Raw genomic sequence first — 16221 nt, forward strand, 5'->3', positions numbered from 1 at the left:
CGGGTCGCCAGCCACGAGACATGAGCGATAATCGAACTGAAATGCAATCCGCGAAAGATACGCAGTTTGTGCTTCATCCCCACCGCTCGCTGCCGCCGAGCGGGTTCTTGATCATGATGAGCCTGATTAGCTCGGTAAGCTTCATCGTCGGGCTGGTGTTTTATCTTATGGGCGCCTGGCCGGTGTTCGGTTTTTTCGGGCTCGACGTCGCGCTGATCTACTGGGCCTTCAAACGCAACTATCGCGACGGCCTGGAATACGAGACGGTCGATGTCACTCCCGACGTGTTGACGCTCACGCACGTTCATCCCTCGGGGCAGCGCGAAGTTTTCGAGTTCAACCCGTATTGGACGCGGGTGAGCTGCACGGTTGATCGCCCGGACGGGCGGACATCGCTCTGGCTGTCCGCGCAGGGCAAGGCGGTGCGGTTCGGGAAGTTTCTGACGGACGACGAGCGGCGTGATTTCGCCAACGCTTTAAGCGGTGCTCTCGTCACCGCGCGCGGGTCGAAGTTTTAGACTCTATCGTCATCCCGGCCTTTGTCGGCGTGACACAACAAGCTGTTCGTGCGCAGGCTAATCATTCAGCATCGTCAGCGCGGCGCGGCGCTCGCCGGGCTTTAAGCGCAGGAACTGCGTGCGCGCGGTTTTGATGTCTTTCGCCGTACCGGTTTCGGCGGCGGCTTTCAGCGCTTTCGTTGCCGCGTGATCGGCGCCGACAACAAAGGACAGGGCGCCCGCGAGACGCCCCATCGTGGCCGGGTCGAACTTGAAATCGTCGTCGGTCATGTGAGCCTCTCGCTTACTGGAACCGGCCGCCGCGCTGCAGGACTTCGATCTTGTAGCCGTCCGGATCGTCGATGAAAAAGAACGTGCCGAACGGCTTGCCGTCGTGCGTCATGTTCTTGATGTCTTTCGGCTGGTAGCCGGCGGCGGCGATTTTAGCGCGCGTCGCTTCGAGATCGTCAACGACGAAGGCGATATGGCCATAGCCATCGCCAAGATTGTAGGGCTCGGTGCGGCCCTTGTTGACCGTCAGCTCAACCTCGAAATCGTTCTCGGCGTTCTTCAGATAGGTGAGCGAAAAGTCCGGCCAGTCTTTCTTTTCGGAAACTTTGAGGCCGAAGCACGCCTCGTAGAACTTCGCCGAGCGCGCCTCGTCGAGAACGCGGATCATCATATGAATCGCTTTGGCCATTCTGTCCGTTTCTCCCTTTTCGTCTTTATGTTTTAAGCCGGGTCGGAGCGAGCCCGGCGTTGGCGCGAGGACAAGACGTCAAAGCCAAGGGCGCGAGGACGCCGTGCCTTCTTCGAACGTCGAGATGGCTTTGCCCTTCTCCAGCGTCAGGCCGATGTTGTCGAGGCCGTTCAACAGGCAGTGCTTGCGGAATGGATCAATGTCGAACTTGATGACGCCGCCATCGGGACCGCGGATTTCCTGTTTTTCCAGATCGACGGTGATCGTCGCGTTGGCGCCGCGGCTGGCGTCGTCCATCAGCTTGTCGACATCCGACTGCGGCAGCTTGATCGGCAGGATGCCGTTCTGGAAGCAGTTGTTGTAGAAAATGTCGGCGAAGTCGGTGGCGATCACGCAGCGAATGCCGAAGTCCAACAGCGCCCAGGGCGCATGCTCGCGCGAAGAGCCGCAGCCGAAGTTGTCGCCCGCAACGAGGATCGTCGCGTTCCGGTACTGCGGCTTATTCAGGACGAAGTCCGGCAGCTCGTTGCCCGTCGCTGGGTCGTAGCGCATCTCGTAGAACAGCGACTTGCCGAGGCCGGTCCGCTTGATCGTTTTCAGGAACTGCTTCGGGATGATCATGTCGGTGTCGACATTGCGGATCGGCAGCGGGGCGGCAACGCCCGTCAGAACCGTGAATTTATCCATGCTTACGTCTCCTCTTCAGGCGCGCAGTGTGTCTGCCAGCGCCCGGAAATAGCCTTCCGCCGAGGCAAGCCGCCGAGCGTGCCGGAAAGCGCCGAACTCCCGGATGGCGGCTTCGAGATCGAAGGGCTTCAGATGTTCCAGCCGCCGTTTAACGCCAGCCTGCTTGCGCCCGTCAAGATGGTGTTCGAGCGTCGCGACAATCGTTTCGACGTAGCCACCGACGCGGCCAAGCTCGCGAGTGGCGGTCAGCAGCGCTGAACGGTTATGGGGGTCGGCTTCCAGAACGGCAAGGCTTGAGGCGGCGCGGGCCAATGTTGCTGCAACTTCCTCGGCGTAGAGGGCGACCTTCTCGCGCCGGAGGCCGTCCAGCTTGGCGGCGAGCGCCAGCCAGCGGTTAACCGTGCGGGCGAGGTCAAGAAGGCGCTGGGCGTAGTCGGCGAGCCGCATGGCAGATCCTCAGGTCTAACGGATCTGGGATTTTACGGCCGCCGGAATGGGCGGGGATAAGTTTTGGCTTTTCTGGCAGGCCGCGGCCACTCCCGTACCGGGAGCCGGCCGCCGCGGCTAAACCTAAGTCGTCACCGAATCTTCGGGTCGGCGTAGCACTTGCGCATGTATTCGCAGCGGTATGATCCGGAGAAGTGCATGGCATCGCCCTTGGCGGGCGTAATGAACGTGCAGATCTCTTCCAGGCCTTCGGGCTTCAGCCAGCCCTGGCGGCGGCCGCGCTGGACGGCGAAGCAGTCGGCAGTTTCCTCGTCTGGGCCGCGGAACTGATGTCCGCACTCGTGCGCGTAGATCCACTGCTTGACGGGCGTAGATACCTTGTCGAGCAGGCGCGGATTCATGATCAAGAAGCCCGGATAGGCAGCGCCGTAGTCATCAAGCTTGTTGTCGATGACCGTCGGCCGTTGGCCGCAATATTGCGTCTGGCCGTCGAGTTTGAATTTTCCAGGGCCAACGATGTGGCTGTCTCCGCCGACGGTCGAGACGTATTGCTCCGGCGTCGGGATGCCGTCACGCAGCGTTGCCGACGTGTCTTGCGCGTCAGCGGATGGCGCGAACGCAACCGCAAAGCCCAAACATCCCGCCAAGACGATCCTGAATAGGAATCGCCGGCCGCTCATCCGTTCAAACATTCAAAAACGTGCCCCGCGTTCTTTCAGCCTGCCCCTACAACATGGACCGAAATGTCGTAGTGCTCAAGCTTAGCCGTCTTGTGGCATGAACACAGTTAATCCGATGTGACTTCCGGCCACGGTTCAGTCACTTATGCGGGTCTCTATGGCCTCCATGTCATCGTCCGAGAAGCCAAAGTGATGGCCGATTTCATGGACGAGGACGTGCGCGACGAGGTGGCCCAGCTCTTCGCCTTCGGAGGCCCACTCGTCGAGAATGGCGCGGCGATAAAGGAACACCATGTCGGGTTCGCGCGTGGTCTCGGTCACGCTTTTGCGGTCGAGGCTGACGCCCTGGTAAAGGCCCGTCAGTTCGAAGGGGTCTTCGATATCCAATTCGTCGAGGATGTCGTCGGACGCAAAATCTTCGATGCGAATGATGACGTCGCCCGCCATCGTGCGAAATTCGGCGGGTAGCTTATTCCACGCGGTTTGCGCGAGCATCTCGAAGTCGGCAAGGCTTGGGGCGATGGCATTGCTCCAATCGATCGGCATCTCGGCGCTCTCCTGTGGTTGAGCGCAGGAGATAGGCCTCGCTGGACGAAATGGAAAGGCCGTTTTCGATCAGGTCCGGTCAGCGACGATGAGAAGTTCCTGCAACGTGAAGTGCAGTGCGCCGGTGTCGTCGGTGCGCGGCTTGAGGAAAGCTCCGAGCGGCGCCGGACCGGCGGTCAGGATGCGATCGAGCTCGGCGACGACATCGGGTGTACAGCGCATACGCGCGACCCACGATGCGAAGTCGAGTTCCTTTTCCATTTGCTCATGTGCAGCAATCGAGAAGCCGTTGGCTTTGAGCAAAGCGATCCAGGTTTCAGGCGGCGGCGCGAAGCCGTGGCTCGGATCGCGCAGTTTCTCGAAGCTGTTGTAGTCGACGATGGCTGTTTCGATTTCCGCGCCGCTCGCGTTCGGCAGACGCACACGGTCCGGCGCGACGTTATCGACGAACGCGAAGCGTCCGCCTTTTTTCAGGACGCGGCGCACTTCGCGAACGAAGGCTTCGAGGTTCGGGAAGTGATGCGCCGCCAAGCGGCAGCAGACGAGATCGAAGCTTTCGTCGGGAAACGGCAGGGCATCAGCAGAAGCGCGCGCCGTCAGCATGTTCGAGATGCGCCGCGCATTGGCGAGCTTTGCTGCTTCCTGCAGCATCTCGTCGGTGACGTCGCTCGCGATCATGCTGGCGACGTAGGGCGCGAAGATCGCAGCCGTATGCCCGGCACCGGTCGCGACGTCGAGGGCTTCCCAGGTTTTTTGCGGGGCTGTCAGTTCGACGATGCGCGCGAGGCTTTCGCCCTTGGCATGAACTTCCGACGTTGCGTAGTCGGCAGCGGCGCGGCCGAACTGCGATTGGACGGAGCTGGTTGTGTCGTCAGCCATAAGTGCCCTCTCTTCGCGGGTATTCAGCATCTGCGAGTTTCAAGTATGCCGTCGTTTCCCGCGGCTCAAGCACCAATTTAGACAACGCTCCGCCTTTGGGAGAAATGGCATTTTTTATCGAAGATCAGAGTCGCGGATTTAGGAGATCAGCGACACTTTTCGGTTCGCTCTAGCACGATCCCATAGCCATTCTTCACACGACCCTCCTCGATGCGTCCGACCATTAATGATCGGACGATCTTCCTTCTGGTCCGCCGTGCTTTGGATTGGCATGTGCGAACGGACGGCAGAAAAGGTTCTGCGCGTGCGATCGTTACAAGGTTAGCTAGGAGCGAAACCAACCAGGCAAATTGATCTGCCATTGTGGTCCTAAAAGAAAAGCCCACGCGAGGTGGGCCATTGGCATCACAGCACGCTAGACACAAAAAAACCCGCTCGGCTTTCGCTTCGCAGGCTCGTTCGTCACTTTCTATCTCGTCGGCACGACTTGCCGAACGATAAAAAAATAATGGCCTAAAACCGGGTTTTTGCCAACACCCGGTTTTAGGATTTAATTCTGTTGTGGCACTACCGCTATACCTGCCACTCGCGGACATCGACGAAGTGGCCCTCGAGTGCGGCGGCGGCGGCCATGATCGGCGACACAAGGTGCGTGCGGCCCTTGTAGCCCTGGCGGCCTTCGAAATTGCGGTTCGAGGTCGAGGCGCAGCGCTGGCCCGGCTTCAACTGGTCCGGGTTCATGCCGAGGCACATCGAGCAGCCCGGCTCACGCCATTCGAAGCCGGCGTCGAGGAAGATCTTGTCGAGACCTTCAGCTTCCGCTTGCTCTTTCACGAGGCCCGAGCCCGGAACGATCATCGCGTAAGCGAGGCGCGACGAGATCTTCTTGCCATCCACGATCTTGGCGACAGCGCGAAGATCTTCGATGCGGCCGTTGGTGCATGAGCCGATCCAGACGACGTCGAGCGGAATGTCGGTCATCCGGGTGCCGGGCGTCAGGCCCATGTATTCCAGCGCACGCTGCATGGACGCGCGCTTGTTTTCGTCGTGCACATCGGCAGGATTGGGAACGGCGCTCGCGATCGACGTCACGTCTTCGGGGCTCGTGCCCCACGAGACGATGGGCGGCAGCTTTGCAGCGTCGAGGCGAACTTCGCGATCGAAGTGCGCGCCGTCGTCCGTGCGCAGCGTTTCCCAGTACTTCATCGCCATGTCCCAGGCCATGCCCTTCGGCGCCTTGGGACGATCCTTGAGGAACGCAAACGTCTTCTCATCCGGTGCGATCATGCCGGCGCGGGCGCCGCCTTCGATCGACATGTTGCAGACCGTCATGCGGCCTTCCATCGACAACGCGCGAATGGCCTCGCCCGCATATTCGATGACGGAGCCAGTGCCACCAGCGGTGCCGATCTCGCCGATGATCGCGAGCGTGATGTCCTTGGCGCCGACGCCCTTCGGGGCGACGCCATCGACCGTCACGCGCATGTTCTTGGCTTTCTTCTGGATCAGCGTCTGCGTCGCCAAAACGTGCTCAACCTCGGAGGTGCCGATGCCATGCGCGAGTGCGCCGAACGCGCCATGCGTCGAGGTGTGGCTGTCGCCGCAAACAATTGTCGTGCCGGGCAGCGTGAAGCCTTGCTCCGGTCCGACGACGTGGACGATGCCTTGGCGCTTGTCGCGCTCGTTGAAATACTCGATGCCGAAGTCGCGCGCGTTCGTTGCTAGCGTTTCGACTTGAACGCGGCTCTGCTCGTCGGCGATGCCCTTGGAACGGTCAGTCGTCGGAACGTTGTGGTCGACGACGGCGAGCGTCTTCTCAGGGGCGCGAACCTTGCGGCCGGCCATGCGCAGGCCTTCGAATGCCTGCGGGCTCGTGACCTCGTGGACAAGGTGGCGATCAATATAAAGGAGGCTCGTTCCGTCCGGCGATTGCTCAACCACGTGATCGTCGAAGATTTTATCGTACAGCGTCTTTGCCATGACTTTTCGAGAGCCTTTTGGGTGCGGCGGATCAAAACGAACGCGTTAGATAGCGTCAGAGATCGATTTCCGCAAATCAGTGCTGGTCGCAGGCCCGATCAGCAAAAAGCCGGGCCTTTTGGGCCCGGCAGTTCAGGGAGCTGGCATTTCAAACGGAGCGCCGACCGGTGGTGGCAAACAAACCAGTTCGCCGCTCCGCGCATGTCAGGGACATGGGGTGCTCGCGCTCGGCCAGCAAGGCCGCAGAGCGTTCAGTTACCTTTATTTTTGGCAATCTTCGAGATCAGGAAGTCGCGCAGCAGCTGGACCTTCTTTGAGGATTTCAGCTCTTCCGGGTAGGCGTACACCATATTGAGCGACGGCTGGTCGATGTCGGTCAGGACGGGCACGAGATCGGTGATGTCGTCGGTCAGATAATCCGGGATCATGCCGACGCCGATGCCGGCCTTAATCGCGTACTTGATGGCAACGACGCTGTTGACGCGCAGGGCGGCTTCGCGCGGCTCGCCGTTCAGGCTGCCTGCGGTTTCGATCCAGGACATGGCGTCGAGATGCTGGGCGGACGGACCGGTATAGCCGATGATGCGGTGCTGGTTGAGATCCTCGAGGCTCTTGGGCGCGCCGTATTTGCGGATGTAGTGTGCAGATGCGAAGGCGCGGACGCGGCTTTCGAACAGCGGACGGCGGATGAGGTCCGCCTGCTCCGGTTCGCGCGTCCAGATCGCAGCGTCGGCGGCGCGCATGCCGATATCGACCTGATCGTCGTTGAGGATCAGCTCGATGCGAATTTCGGGATAAAGCTCGCCGAATTCCCTCAAACGCGGCGTCAGCCAAATCGTGCCGAAGCCGATCGGCGCGGTGACGCGAAGTTCGCCCGAAGGCTTCGTCGTCGAGTCCGAGAGCAACGTTTCGGCGGTTTGCAGCTTGGCGAAGACCTCGGCGACCGTACGGTTCAGCAACTCGCCCTGCTCAGTCAGAACCAAGCCGCGGGCGTGCCGGTGAAAGAGCGTGACGCGAAGGTTGGCTTCGAGAGCCGAGATCTGCCGGCTGACGGCCGACTGGCTCATATGAAGCTGCTCGCCGGCATGCGTGAAGCTCCCTGCCTCGGCTGCGGCATGGAAGATTCGAAGCTTATCCCAATCCATTTCGGAGGCTCACCAGTGGGGGGTTACTGGACGGTACATAATTAGCTATGCACTGGACGCATTGCAACGGGGGTATGCCAGATAAGCAATAGACAAATGGGCCGAGCGCGGTCTTGTCGCGCTCCGTCCACAGATCAAAGGCATCTCTGGTCGCGATGAATGCGCCGGTTTCTATTCCGCGGCGTCGGCCTGGTCTTCCATCTGCGCGAGATAGCGCTCGGCTTCGAGCGCCGCCATGCAGCCCATGCCGGCCGCCGTCACGGCCTGGCGGAAGACTTCATCCTTGACGTCACCCGCCGCGAAGACGCCGGGGATGGCCGTCGCGGTCGAGTCGGGCGCGGTGATGAGATAGCCCGAGGGTGTCGTCTCAAGCTGGCCCTTGAACAGCTCGGTTGCGGGCGCGTGGCCGATCGCAACGAAGAAGCCGTCTGTCGCGAGTTCGGACGTCATGCCGGTTTTGATGTTCTTCAGCACGATGCCGGTCACCGACTTCGGCGACGGTGCGCCGATGACTTCCTCGACGACGCTATCCCAGATGACGTCGATCTTCGGGTTCTTGAACAGGCGTTCCTGCAAGATCTTTTCTGCGCGCAGGAAGTCGCGGCGATGAACGAGCGTCACCTTGTTGGCGAAGTTCGTAAGAAACAGCGCTTCCTCAACGGCGGTGTTGCCACCGCCGATGACGACGACGTCCTTGCCCTTGTAGAAAAAGCCGTCGCATGTCGCGCAAGCCGAGACGCCGTGACCTTTGAAATGCTCTTCTGACGGCAGGCCAAGCCAACGCGCTTGTGCACCTGTCGCGATGATGAGCGCATCGCACGTGTAGGTGTCGCCACTGTCGCCTTCCAAGCGGAACGGGCGAACACGCAGATCGACCTTGTTGATGTGGTCCATGATGATGTGCGTGCCGACGTGCTCCGCCTGCGCCTGCATCTGCTCCATCAGCCACGGGCCTTGGATCGGATCGGCGAAACCCGGATAATTTTCCACATCGGTCGTGATCGTCAGCTGGCCGCCGGGTTGCGTGCCCTGGATGAGCGTCGGCGAAAGCATGGCGCGCGCGGTGTAGATCGCGGCGGTGTAGCCGGCGGGGCCGGAGCCCAGAACGATAACCTTGGCGTGATGCGGTTTTTTAGTCATGGCTCTCACTCTCCGACCGCAGCCTGCGGGTCAGGGTTTGCTAATTAGGGGTGCCGTTTGCCCATCGTCAATGTTCGTCGGCCCGAGCGCCGTCGTTTCCGGGGAATACGTGCGGCACAGCGGCGCGGGCCGTGTTAGGCTTCATCAAAAACCGGGGGGTGACCAGGGGTGAATGACGCGAAGTCCGCGCCGGAAATGAGTTTCGGCCAGCGAATCAGAGCCATCCTCATCGGCTCTTCGGGCAATCTGGTCGAGTGGTACGATTTCTACGTTTACGCGGCGTTTTCGCTGTATTTCGCCAAAGCTTTTTTCCCGGCAGGCAATCAGACCGCGCAGCTCTTGAATACGGCCGCGATTTTTGCCGTCGGTTTTCTGATGCGCCCGATCGGGGCGTGGCTGTTCGGGCGGATGGCGGACAGGCACGGGCGGCGTGTGTCGCTAACGGCGTCGGTGCTGCTGATGTGTTTCGGCTCGGCGATGATCGCGGTGACGCCCGTCTATGCAACGATCGGCGTTGCGGCGCCGATTATTCTGCTCATCGCGCGCATGATCCAAGGGTTGAGCCTCGGCGGCGAGTACGGCACGAGCGCGACGTACCTATCCGAGATGGCGACGTCGAAGCATCGCGGGTTCTATTCGAGCTTTCAGTACGTGACGCTGATCGGCGGGCAACTGACGGCGATGCTGGTGTTGATCGTGCTGCAGACGTTCGTGCTGACGGCTACTCAGCTCGAAGCCTGGGGTTGGCGCATTCCGTTCGTCATCGGGGCGCTGCTTGCGCTCATCGCGTTTGTCATGCGGCGCGATCTCGTCGAGACGGATTCGTTTGCGCGTGAGACGCGGCGCGAGGGTTCGCTTGCGGCGCTCATGCAGCATCCGCGCGAGGTTGCAATCGTCATCGGACTGACGATGGGCGGTACGCTCGCGTTCTATACCTACACGACGTACATGCAGAAATTTCTTGCTAACACGGCGGGATTTTCAAAAGACACTGCGACCCTCGTGTCGGCATCCGCGCTGTTCGTCTACATGCTGTTGCAGCCTGTCGTCGGCGCGATATCGGACAAGGTGGGGCGGCGGCCGGTGCTCGTCACGTTCGGTGTTCTCGGCACGTTGTGCACGGTGCCGCTTTTGAGTGCCATCGGAAACGTGCGCGATCCGTGGGAGGCTTTTCTCTTGATCGTCGCGGGGCTCGCGATCGTGTCGTGCTACACGGCGATCAATGCGGTGGTGAAGGCGGAATTGTTTCCAACGTCGGTGCGCGCGCTGGGCGTGGGATTGCCCTATGCGCTGGCGGTCGCGCTGTTCGGCGGCACGGCGGAATGGGTGGCGCTGTGGCTCAAGCAGGCCGGACACGAAACCTATTTCTATTGGTATGTTACAGGCTGCATCGCGCTTTCTCTCATCGTTTACGCGACGATGCGGGACACGCGGGATCGCTCGGAGATTGATTGAGACATCATGTTTGACGGATGTGGTTCAAATCAATCGCAGCCCTTTGAGGCTCGCGTGACCATTGCGGCCGACGATGACGTGATCGTGCACGGTGACGCCGAAGGGCCGCGAGGCCTCGATGATCTGCTTCGTCATGTCGATGTCGGCGCGCGACGGGGTCGGATCGCCGGAGGGATGATTGTGGACGAGAATGATCGCTGTCGCTGACAATTCGAGCGCGCGCTTCACCACTTCGCGCACATAGACAGGTGTGTGGTCGACAGTGCCGTGGCCTTGCACTTCATCGGCGATGATCTGGTTCTTCTTGTCGAGGAAAAGAATGCGGAATTGCTCGCGCGTCTCGAAGCCTTGCGCCAAGCGCAGATAATCAATGACGCCGCTCCACGAAGTGAGCGCCGAGCGGGACTTGATCTCGCCTTTCGTCAAACGCTCGGCAGCGGCCTTGATGAGCTTCAGCTCTTCGACAGCACGGTCGCCGACGCCTTCAACTTCTTTCAAGCGTTGGGGTGCTGCGGAGACGACGTCGGCGAACGAGCCGAACTTGGCGAGCAGGCGTTTTGCGATGGGCTTGGTGTCGATCCGCGGGAAGGCGCGGAACAAGATCATTTCGAGAAGCTCGTAGTCGGGGATCGCTTCGGCGCCGCCGTTCTGGAAGCGGTCGCGAAGGCGCTTGCGGTGGCCGTGTCGATCATCCGGCTCGGGTTTCGGCTTCTCAGGCGCGGCGGCGAAAAACGCCGCTTGCTCTTCGGCGCTTGCCTTGTCGCGAGACCCCCCGGAGCGCGACATGCCTTACTCCATTACGCCGCGGCGCGGACGTTGTAGGGCGGGTAGTGATAACCGGCGGGCGATTCCGTGAAGATCTCGCAGCCGGTCTCGGTGACGCCGACGGTATGCTCGAACTGCGCGGATAGCTCGCGGTCGCGCGTGACCGCGGTCCAGCCGTCAGCGAGGATTTTCACGTGCGGCTTGCCGAGGTTGATCATCGGCTCAATCGTGAAGAGCATACCCGGTTCGAGCACGGTGCCTTCGCCCGGTTCGCCGTAGTGCAGGATGTTCGGGCGGTCATGGAAGACGCGCCCGAGGCCGTGACCGCAGAAGTCGCGGACGACGCTGCAGCGCTCGGCTTCGGCAAAGCGCTGGATGGCGGCGCCGATGTCGCCGGTCGTCGCGCCGGGCTTCACAACGGCGATGCCGCGCATCAGGGATTCATAGGTGACATCCATCAGCCGTTCGGCGCGGCGCGACACGTCGCCGACCGGATACATGCGGCTGGTGTCGCCGTGCCAGCCGTCGACGATCAGCGTCACGTCGATGTTGACGATGTCGCCCGGCCGCAGCGGTTTGTCGTTCGGCATGCCATGGCAGACGACGTGATTGATCGAGGTGCACGTCGCGTAGCGATAGCCGCGATAGTTCAGTGTTGCTGGGATGGCGCCGTGATCGAGGGCGAATGAGAGCACAAGCTCGTCGATTTCGGCCGTCGTGACGCCCGGTTGCACGACCGGAACCAGCATGTCGAGCGCGGCGGCTGCCAATTGGCCGGCCTTGCGCATGGCAGCGAAAGCGTCGGGGCCGTGCAACGGGATCTTACCGTCGCGGCTTGCTGTTTTGCTCACTTCAATGTTGGACATGGGACTCCACGGCGGGGCAATCGTTCGTCAGTATATTTAGTGCGAAATCGCGGCCAACAAAATACATGGCATCGTCGCGGCAGCATTAACGCAAAAAGCGCCAGGAGATCCCGGCGCTTTTCAAAATTTCAGAAGCGGCCTGCACGAGGCGTTTATTCCTTGGCTTCTTCGGCCGGAACTTCGGCAGCCGTCAGTTCGGCGAGAAGACGCTGAGCCTGACCGACCCAATCCTGCTTCTCAATCGCGCCCTTGAGCTTCAGCGTCTCATCGAGGTTGGCGATATCCTCATCCGAGAGGTTCGCGATCTGCTCGATCTTGTAGGCGTTGACTTGCTTCAGGCGGTTCTGCAGGTCGATGTCGATGCCCTTGATCTGGGTCAGATCTTCGGCCTCGCCCTTCGGCTTCTTGAAGCCCTTCCAGGCGGCGTTCAGGCGGCGCGCGCGAGCGTCCGTACGTTCGAAGATACGGGCGGCCTTACCGCGGCGGCCACGAAGATAGTAAAGCTTCGCGCGGCGGACCTTGCCGCGACGCAGGACTTCGATCTCAGCGATGAAGGGCGAATAGATCGGGAAAACGCGCTCGACGCCTTCGCCGTAGGAAATCTTGCGGACCGTGAAGTTCTCGTTGAGGCCTGCGCCGGAACGGGCGATGACCACGCCTTCATAGGCTTGGAAGCGTACGGTCGGTTCTTTCTCGACCTTCTTTTTCTTGTCCTTAGGATCGGCTTCAGCCGCCTCAATGACTTTTACCATCACTTTGACGGTATCGCCGGGGCCGAATTCGGGAACGCCGCGCTTGGAAAGAATGGCGTCCATCTGCTCGCGTTCGAGCTGCTGGATAAGGTTCATCTTGTTGATTCCATATAGTTTTTTGATGACGCAGAGGATCGGCTAAGCAGCCTTGGCGCTCGAGCCGTTCATGCAACCCCGAAGGGCAACCCGTTTGAGGGGGAATATTGTTGGGGCGGTTGATAACCGAAGCGCCAGGTTTTGTCGAGGGCGTCGCGCGAAAGTGCGCGCGAAAACCGGCGTGGTTCCGGTGAGCCACGTTACCACAGCCAAAAGCGGCGGCCACGCCGTCAGGCGCCTCAGTCTGTTATGATTTCCTTCGAATCACATTCGGAGGTGCGGAATGGCCGATTGCCCGCTCGTCATCATTCGGTGGCTCGATAGCCGGCAACCGTCAGGGCAATGGCGCTATCTTGCGGATTTGCCGGAGGCCCGGCCCGTCGAAGTGGCGAGCGTCGGTTGGCTGCTGCGGGATACCGCGGAGGTAATGGTCATCTGCCAGAACGTCGGCGATCTTGAGACCCCCGATAAAGCACAAGCGAGCGGGATCATGACGATACCCACTCGCTGCGTCCTTTCGGTTGAAAGGCTGACGGAAGTAGAACGCGGTACTAACGCTTTTGCTGCCCCTGGTTCTGCTGGTATTGCTGGTTCTGGGCATTTTGCTGCGATCTCTGAGGATCTTGAGATTGCGACAACACGGACGCTGCAAGCTCTTTGATCTCTTCAGAGTTCAGGGACTGTGGGTTCGATAGGGCCCTTGAGGCGATCGAACTCACACGCGCAGATGTTTTCTCATTCTGAGCCATGACGATTTACTCACTTTCTCAAAATTGAGGAACCAACTCACTTGCGCAGGCAACTGATCACGTTGCAGTGCGAAAGTCGTCAGTCGGCGGCGAGTTATCCACCGATTAGTTCGTATACGCTGTTAATTTAATGGGCAGTCCGGCGAACCCGAACGTGCGTTCGATTTTTGATATATATTGTTCTAAAATCAATTACTTAGTCCGAGCGCGTTGCCGATCATATTGCCGAGCGTCGCGTTTTGGCGGGCCGGGTATTGTTCGTCATCCACGTCGTTATCGCGGGTGCGGGCGGCGAGCGCTTCCGGGTTGAAGTCGGGCTCGACGGGTGCGAGGTGGTCGTGACCCTTGTTGATCTTGCTCCACTGACCATCGAGAGCTTGCGTGATGCGGCGCTCGTGGCCGTAGACGTCGGGGAAGGTCTTCAGCTTGCCATCGTCCGTCACCCAGGCGGTGAAGTAGACGATGTGGATCGGGATTTCCTTGGTGATCGGGATTTCGTTGTTGAGCGGTCCCGTCCGGTCAAGCTCATCGACTTTGGCGGCATCCCAGCCCTTGTCTTCCTTCAAGATCATCTTGGCGAGGTCCATCGGCTTCCAGACGCGCAGGCAACCATGGCTCAACGTGCGGACCGCAGGCTTGAACATCCACTTGTCCGGCGTGTCGTGCATGAAGATCGTGTGCTGGCTAGGGAACGAAAATTTGACGTGGCCCAGCACGCTCCTGCGTCCCGGCGGCTGGATGACCTCGAAATTGCGGATGTCGGTCGAGGCCCAGTCGACCTTGCGGTAGTCGATATTACGGCTGCCGTCCTTCGAGCGGATTTGCAGTCCGTATTTGGTCATCATGCCGCCGCCACGGATCAGGTTCGGCCACAGCTCGTTGACCATGATGCTTTCGGGCACGCGCCAGGCAGGGCGCAGCACGACGTATTTGAGCGGGCGCGAGAAGATCGTCGTCTGCTTGTCGACGAGGCCAGCCACGATCTTTTCGGAGCGGATGATCTTTCCGTCCTTGTAGACGTACTGCATGAACTCGGGGACGTTGTTCAGGACGTAGAAATTGCCCATATCGAGCCACATCCAGCGCCACTCTTCCATATTGGCGCGAATGCGCTTGGCGGCCGGGCTCAGTTTGCCTTTACCGTCCTTCGGCAGCATCGTGATGTAGATTTGGCGCAGCTTTTCGAACTGCGGATGCTGTGGTTCGAGGCTGCGCAGATAGGCGTCGGGTTCATGCGTGGCGGCGAGCGCGTCGATGACGATTTTCGGCTCAATCCATTGCGGGCGGCGATCGAGGTTGGTCGTCAGCTGCGCCGACGGGTCGGGGATCCGGCCGCCACGGGCGTCGCGGGCATAGAGCAGTGCGGCCTTCGAATACGTGATCTCGGCATCGGCCAGCGAATCTGTGTCCGTTGCCGTCAGCGCGCCGTCGGCGAGTTTCGGGACCTTGAAACGCCAGACATCGAGAGCGTAGTGATCGGCGTTGGCGATCTCGGCGGCAAGCGCCTTGGCTTCGGGTTTGAGGCCCGAGGCCGTCACCCACAAGCCGTCGCCGTGGCGACTGTTGTAGAATTCGACGAGCGCCTTTTGATCGTCGCGGTCGTGCTCGTCTTCTGCCGCGGGTTCGGCGGCGAGCTTGGCGCGGGCCGCAGCCAGGACCGGATCGTCTTGCGTTTGTTGCGGAGCAGCAGAAGCCGCTTCAGAGGATGGCGTCGCGGTTGCGGTGGGCGTTGCTGCCGGAGTGGATGGGGTTTCGGCTGCGGCTTTCGGATTGGGCGTATTGGTTTGAACGGGCGCCGGATCGGGCGCGGCGGGGAGCGGATCGGCGATTGCGGGAGACGTCAGCAGCACCACAGCCGCTATGCCGAGAAGCAGATTTTTGTAATATCCCATCGCCATCTCTCGATTGGTCACGCGTCCGTGCCGAGAGCTTCATGCGCACGGTCTAAAGAACCGTTTCGCGAATCTTCCCCCACGTCATTTGCCCAAGAAATCCTGGCCATGCAAAGGCGAAGCGGCTGTGACGCCTCACTTTGGGGCGCGGGTGGGACGAATAAGATCCGGGCGGCGGGCGGCCGTCAGTTCTTCTGATTGGCGGCGACGCCAGTCTTCGATTTTCTTATGATCGCCGGAGAGCAGAATGTCGGGAATGGCGCGGCCTTCCCACTCGCGGGGCTTGGTGTACTGCGGGTATTCGAGCAGGCCCGTCTCGAAGCTTTCGCTGGTCAGGCTGTCGGCGGCGCCCAGGACGCCCGGGATGAGGCGGACGCAGGCCTCGATCAGAACCATGGCGGCCAACTCGCCGCCCGCCAGCACATAATCGCCAATCGAAATTTCGCGCAGGCCCCTGGCTTCGATGACGCGCTGGTCGATGCCTTCGAAGCGGCCAGCGAGCAGCGTGGCGCCCGGTCCTTCGGAGAGATCGCGGGCGAGTTGCTGCGTCAGGGGCGTGCCGCGCGGAGAGAGATAGATCAGGGGTGCATCGGGCGAACGTTCTCGGGCGTGATCGAGTGCGGGGCCGAGCACGTCGGCACGCAGCACCATACCCGCGCCGCCGCCCGCGGGCGTATCATCGACCTGACGGTGACGGCCCAAGCCGAAGTCACGGATCTGCAGAGCGTCGAGCGACCAGAGGCCGGCGTCGAGCGCCTGTCCCAGCAGCGAGATGCCGAGCGGTCCCGGAAACATCTCGGGGAAGAGGGTCAGGACCTGCGCTCGCCACGGGGCGCGTCCGTCGCTCGTTGGGAAGTGGGCCATTTATGTTGTCATCCTCGGCTGCACGCCGAGGATCCATTTTGTAGGACGATGACCGATGGGTCCTCGGGACAAGCCCGAGGA

At 60.9% G+C, this 16221-nt stretch carries 18 protein-coding genes; 3 read left to right on the plus strand and 15 right to left on the minus strand.

Translation table 11 applies throughout. The features are described from left to right. The first annotated feature begins 41 nt into the window (after positions 1 to 41). Entirely contained in the window at positions 42 to 518 is a 477-nt protein-coding gene (locus HYPMC_RS21610) for a DUF2244 domain-containing protein (protein WP_244420940.1), read from the plus strand. A gap of 57 nt (positions 519 to 575) precedes the next feature. Here the strand turns inward: HYPMC_RS21610 and HYPMC_RS21615 are convergent, their stop codons facing one another. The 10 genes from HYPMC_RS21615 to trxB form a co-directional block, all read right to left on the minus strand. Beyond that, complete coding sequence (locus HYPMC_RS21615) at positions 576 to 788, minus strand: hypothetical protein (RefSeq protein ID WP_013950274.1); 213 nt, start codon at positions 786 to 788, stop codon at positions 576 to 578. Positions 789 to 801: 13 nt separating this feature from the next. Then, positions 802 to 1197, minus strand: coding sequence for a VOC family protein (locus tag HYPMC_RS21620; RefSeq protein ID WP_013950275.1), 396 nt, complete (start codon positions 1195 to 1197; stop codon positions 802 to 804). A gap of 78 nt (positions 1198 to 1275) precedes the next feature. After that, positions 1276 to 1884: a 3-isopropylmalate dehydratase small subunit gene (gene leuD, locus HYPMC_RS21625; protein ID WP_013950276.1), complete on the minus strand. Its 609-nt coding sequence runs from the start codon at positions 1882 to 1884 to the stop codon at positions 1276 to 1278. 15 nt (positions 1885 to 1899) lie between these two features. Further along, entirely contained in the window at positions 1900 to 2331 is a 432-nt protein-coding gene (locus HYPMC_RS21630) for a hypothetical protein (protein WP_013950277.1), read from the minus strand. Positions 2332 to 2462: 131 nt separating this feature from the next. Next, complete coding sequence (locus HYPMC_RS21635; RefSeq protein ID WP_024275014.1) at positions 2463 to 3011, minus strand: hypothetical protein; 549 nt, start codon at positions 3009 to 3011, stop codon at positions 2463 to 2465. A gap of 135 nt (positions 3012 to 3146) precedes the next feature. Next, positions 3147 to 3557, minus strand: a complete 411-nt coding sequence (locus HYPMC_RS21640) for a metallopeptidase family protein (RefSeq protein WP_013950279.1) — start codon at positions 3555 to 3557, stop codon at positions 3147 to 3149. A gap of 69 nt (positions 3558 to 3626) precedes the next feature. Beyond that, positions 3627 to 4436, minus strand: coding sequence for a class I SAM-dependent methyltransferase (locus tag HYPMC_RS21645; RefSeq protein WP_013950280.1), 810 nt, complete (start codon positions 4434 to 4436; stop codon positions 3627 to 3629). A gap of 573 nt (positions 4437 to 5009) precedes the next feature. Beyond that, positions 5010 to 6416 carry a 3-isopropylmalate dehydratase large subunit gene (gene leuC / locus HYPMC_RS21650; RefSeq protein ID WP_013950281.1) on the minus strand — a complete coding sequence of 469 codons (1407 nt, stop codon included), beginning with the start codon at positions 6414 to 6416 and terminating at the stop codon, positions 5010 to 5012. 251 nt (positions 6417 to 6667) lie between these two features. After that, positions 6668 to 7561, minus strand: coding sequence for a LysR family transcriptional regulator (locus tag HYPMC_RS21655; protein ID WP_013950282.1), 894 nt, complete (start codon positions 7559 to 7561; stop codon positions 6668 to 6670). Positions 7562 to 7732: 171 nt separating this feature from the next. Continuing rightward, on the minus strand, positions 7733 to 8701 hold the full coding sequence (gene trxB / locus HYPMC_RS21660; RefSeq protein WP_013950283.1) for a thioredoxin-disulfide reductase: 969 nt from the start codon (positions 8699 to 8701) through the stop codon (positions 7733 to 7735). Between the two features lie 195 nt (positions 8702 to 8896). Between trxB and HYPMC_RS21665 the strand changes: the two genes are divergently transcribed. Next, positions 8897 to 10156 (plus strand): MFS transporter, encoded by a 1260-nt coding sequence (locus HYPMC_RS21665; protein ID WP_083832141.1) that lies wholly within the window; start codon positions 8897 to 8899, stop codon positions 10154 to 10156. A gap of 24 nt (positions 10157 to 10180) precedes the next feature. On the opposite strand, the gene radC is transcribed toward HYPMC_RS21665, so the two are convergent. From radC to rplS, 3 genes are all read right to left on the minus strand, one after another. Beyond that, a complete protein-coding gene (radC, locus tag HYPMC_RS21670; RefSeq protein WP_013950285.1) occupies positions 10181 to 10942 on the minus strand; it encodes a DNA repair protein RadC in 762 nt (253 codons plus the stop codon). 11 nt (positions 10943 to 10953) lie between these two features. After that, positions 10954 to 11787, minus strand: coding sequence for a type I methionyl aminopeptidase (map, locus tag HYPMC_RS21675; RefSeq protein WP_013950286.1), 834 nt, complete (start codon positions 11785 to 11787; stop codon positions 10954 to 10956). Between the two features lie 152 nt (positions 11788 to 11939). Continuing rightward, positions 11940 to 12635, minus strand: a complete 696-nt coding sequence (gene rplS, locus HYPMC_RS21680) for a 50S ribosomal protein L19 (RefSeq protein ID WP_013950287.1) — start codon at positions 12633 to 12635, stop codon at positions 11940 to 11942. Positions 12636 to 12918: 283 nt separating this feature from the next. Between rplS and HYPMC_RS21685 the strand changes: the two genes are divergently transcribed. Beyond that, positions 12919 to 13296, plus strand: coding sequence for a hypothetical protein (locus HYPMC_RS21685; protein WP_013950288.1), 378 nt, complete (start codon positions 12919 to 12921; stop codon positions 13294 to 13296). A 276-nt stretch (positions 13297 to 13572) separates the two neighbouring features. On the opposite strand, the gene HYPMC_RS21690 is transcribed toward HYPMC_RS21685, so the two are convergent. Next, a complete protein-coding gene (locus HYPMC_RS21690) occupies positions 13573 to 15276 on the minus strand; it encodes a L,D-transpeptidase family protein (protein WP_013950289.1) in 1704 nt (567 codons plus the stop codon). A gap of 135 nt (positions 15277 to 15411) precedes the next feature. Beyond that, positions 15412 to 16140: a tRNA (guanosine(37)-N1)-methyltransferase TrmD gene (gene trmD, locus HYPMC_RS21695; protein WP_013950290.1), complete on the minus strand. Its 729-nt coding sequence runs from the start codon at positions 16138 to 16140 to the stop codon at positions 15412 to 15414. Positions 16141 to 16221: the final 81 nt, after the last annotated feature.

The organism is Hyphomicrobium sp. MC1, from assembly GCF_000253295.1.
GTDB lineage: Bacteria > Pseudomonadota > Alphaproteobacteria > Rhizobiales > Hyphomicrobiaceae > Hyphomicrobium_B.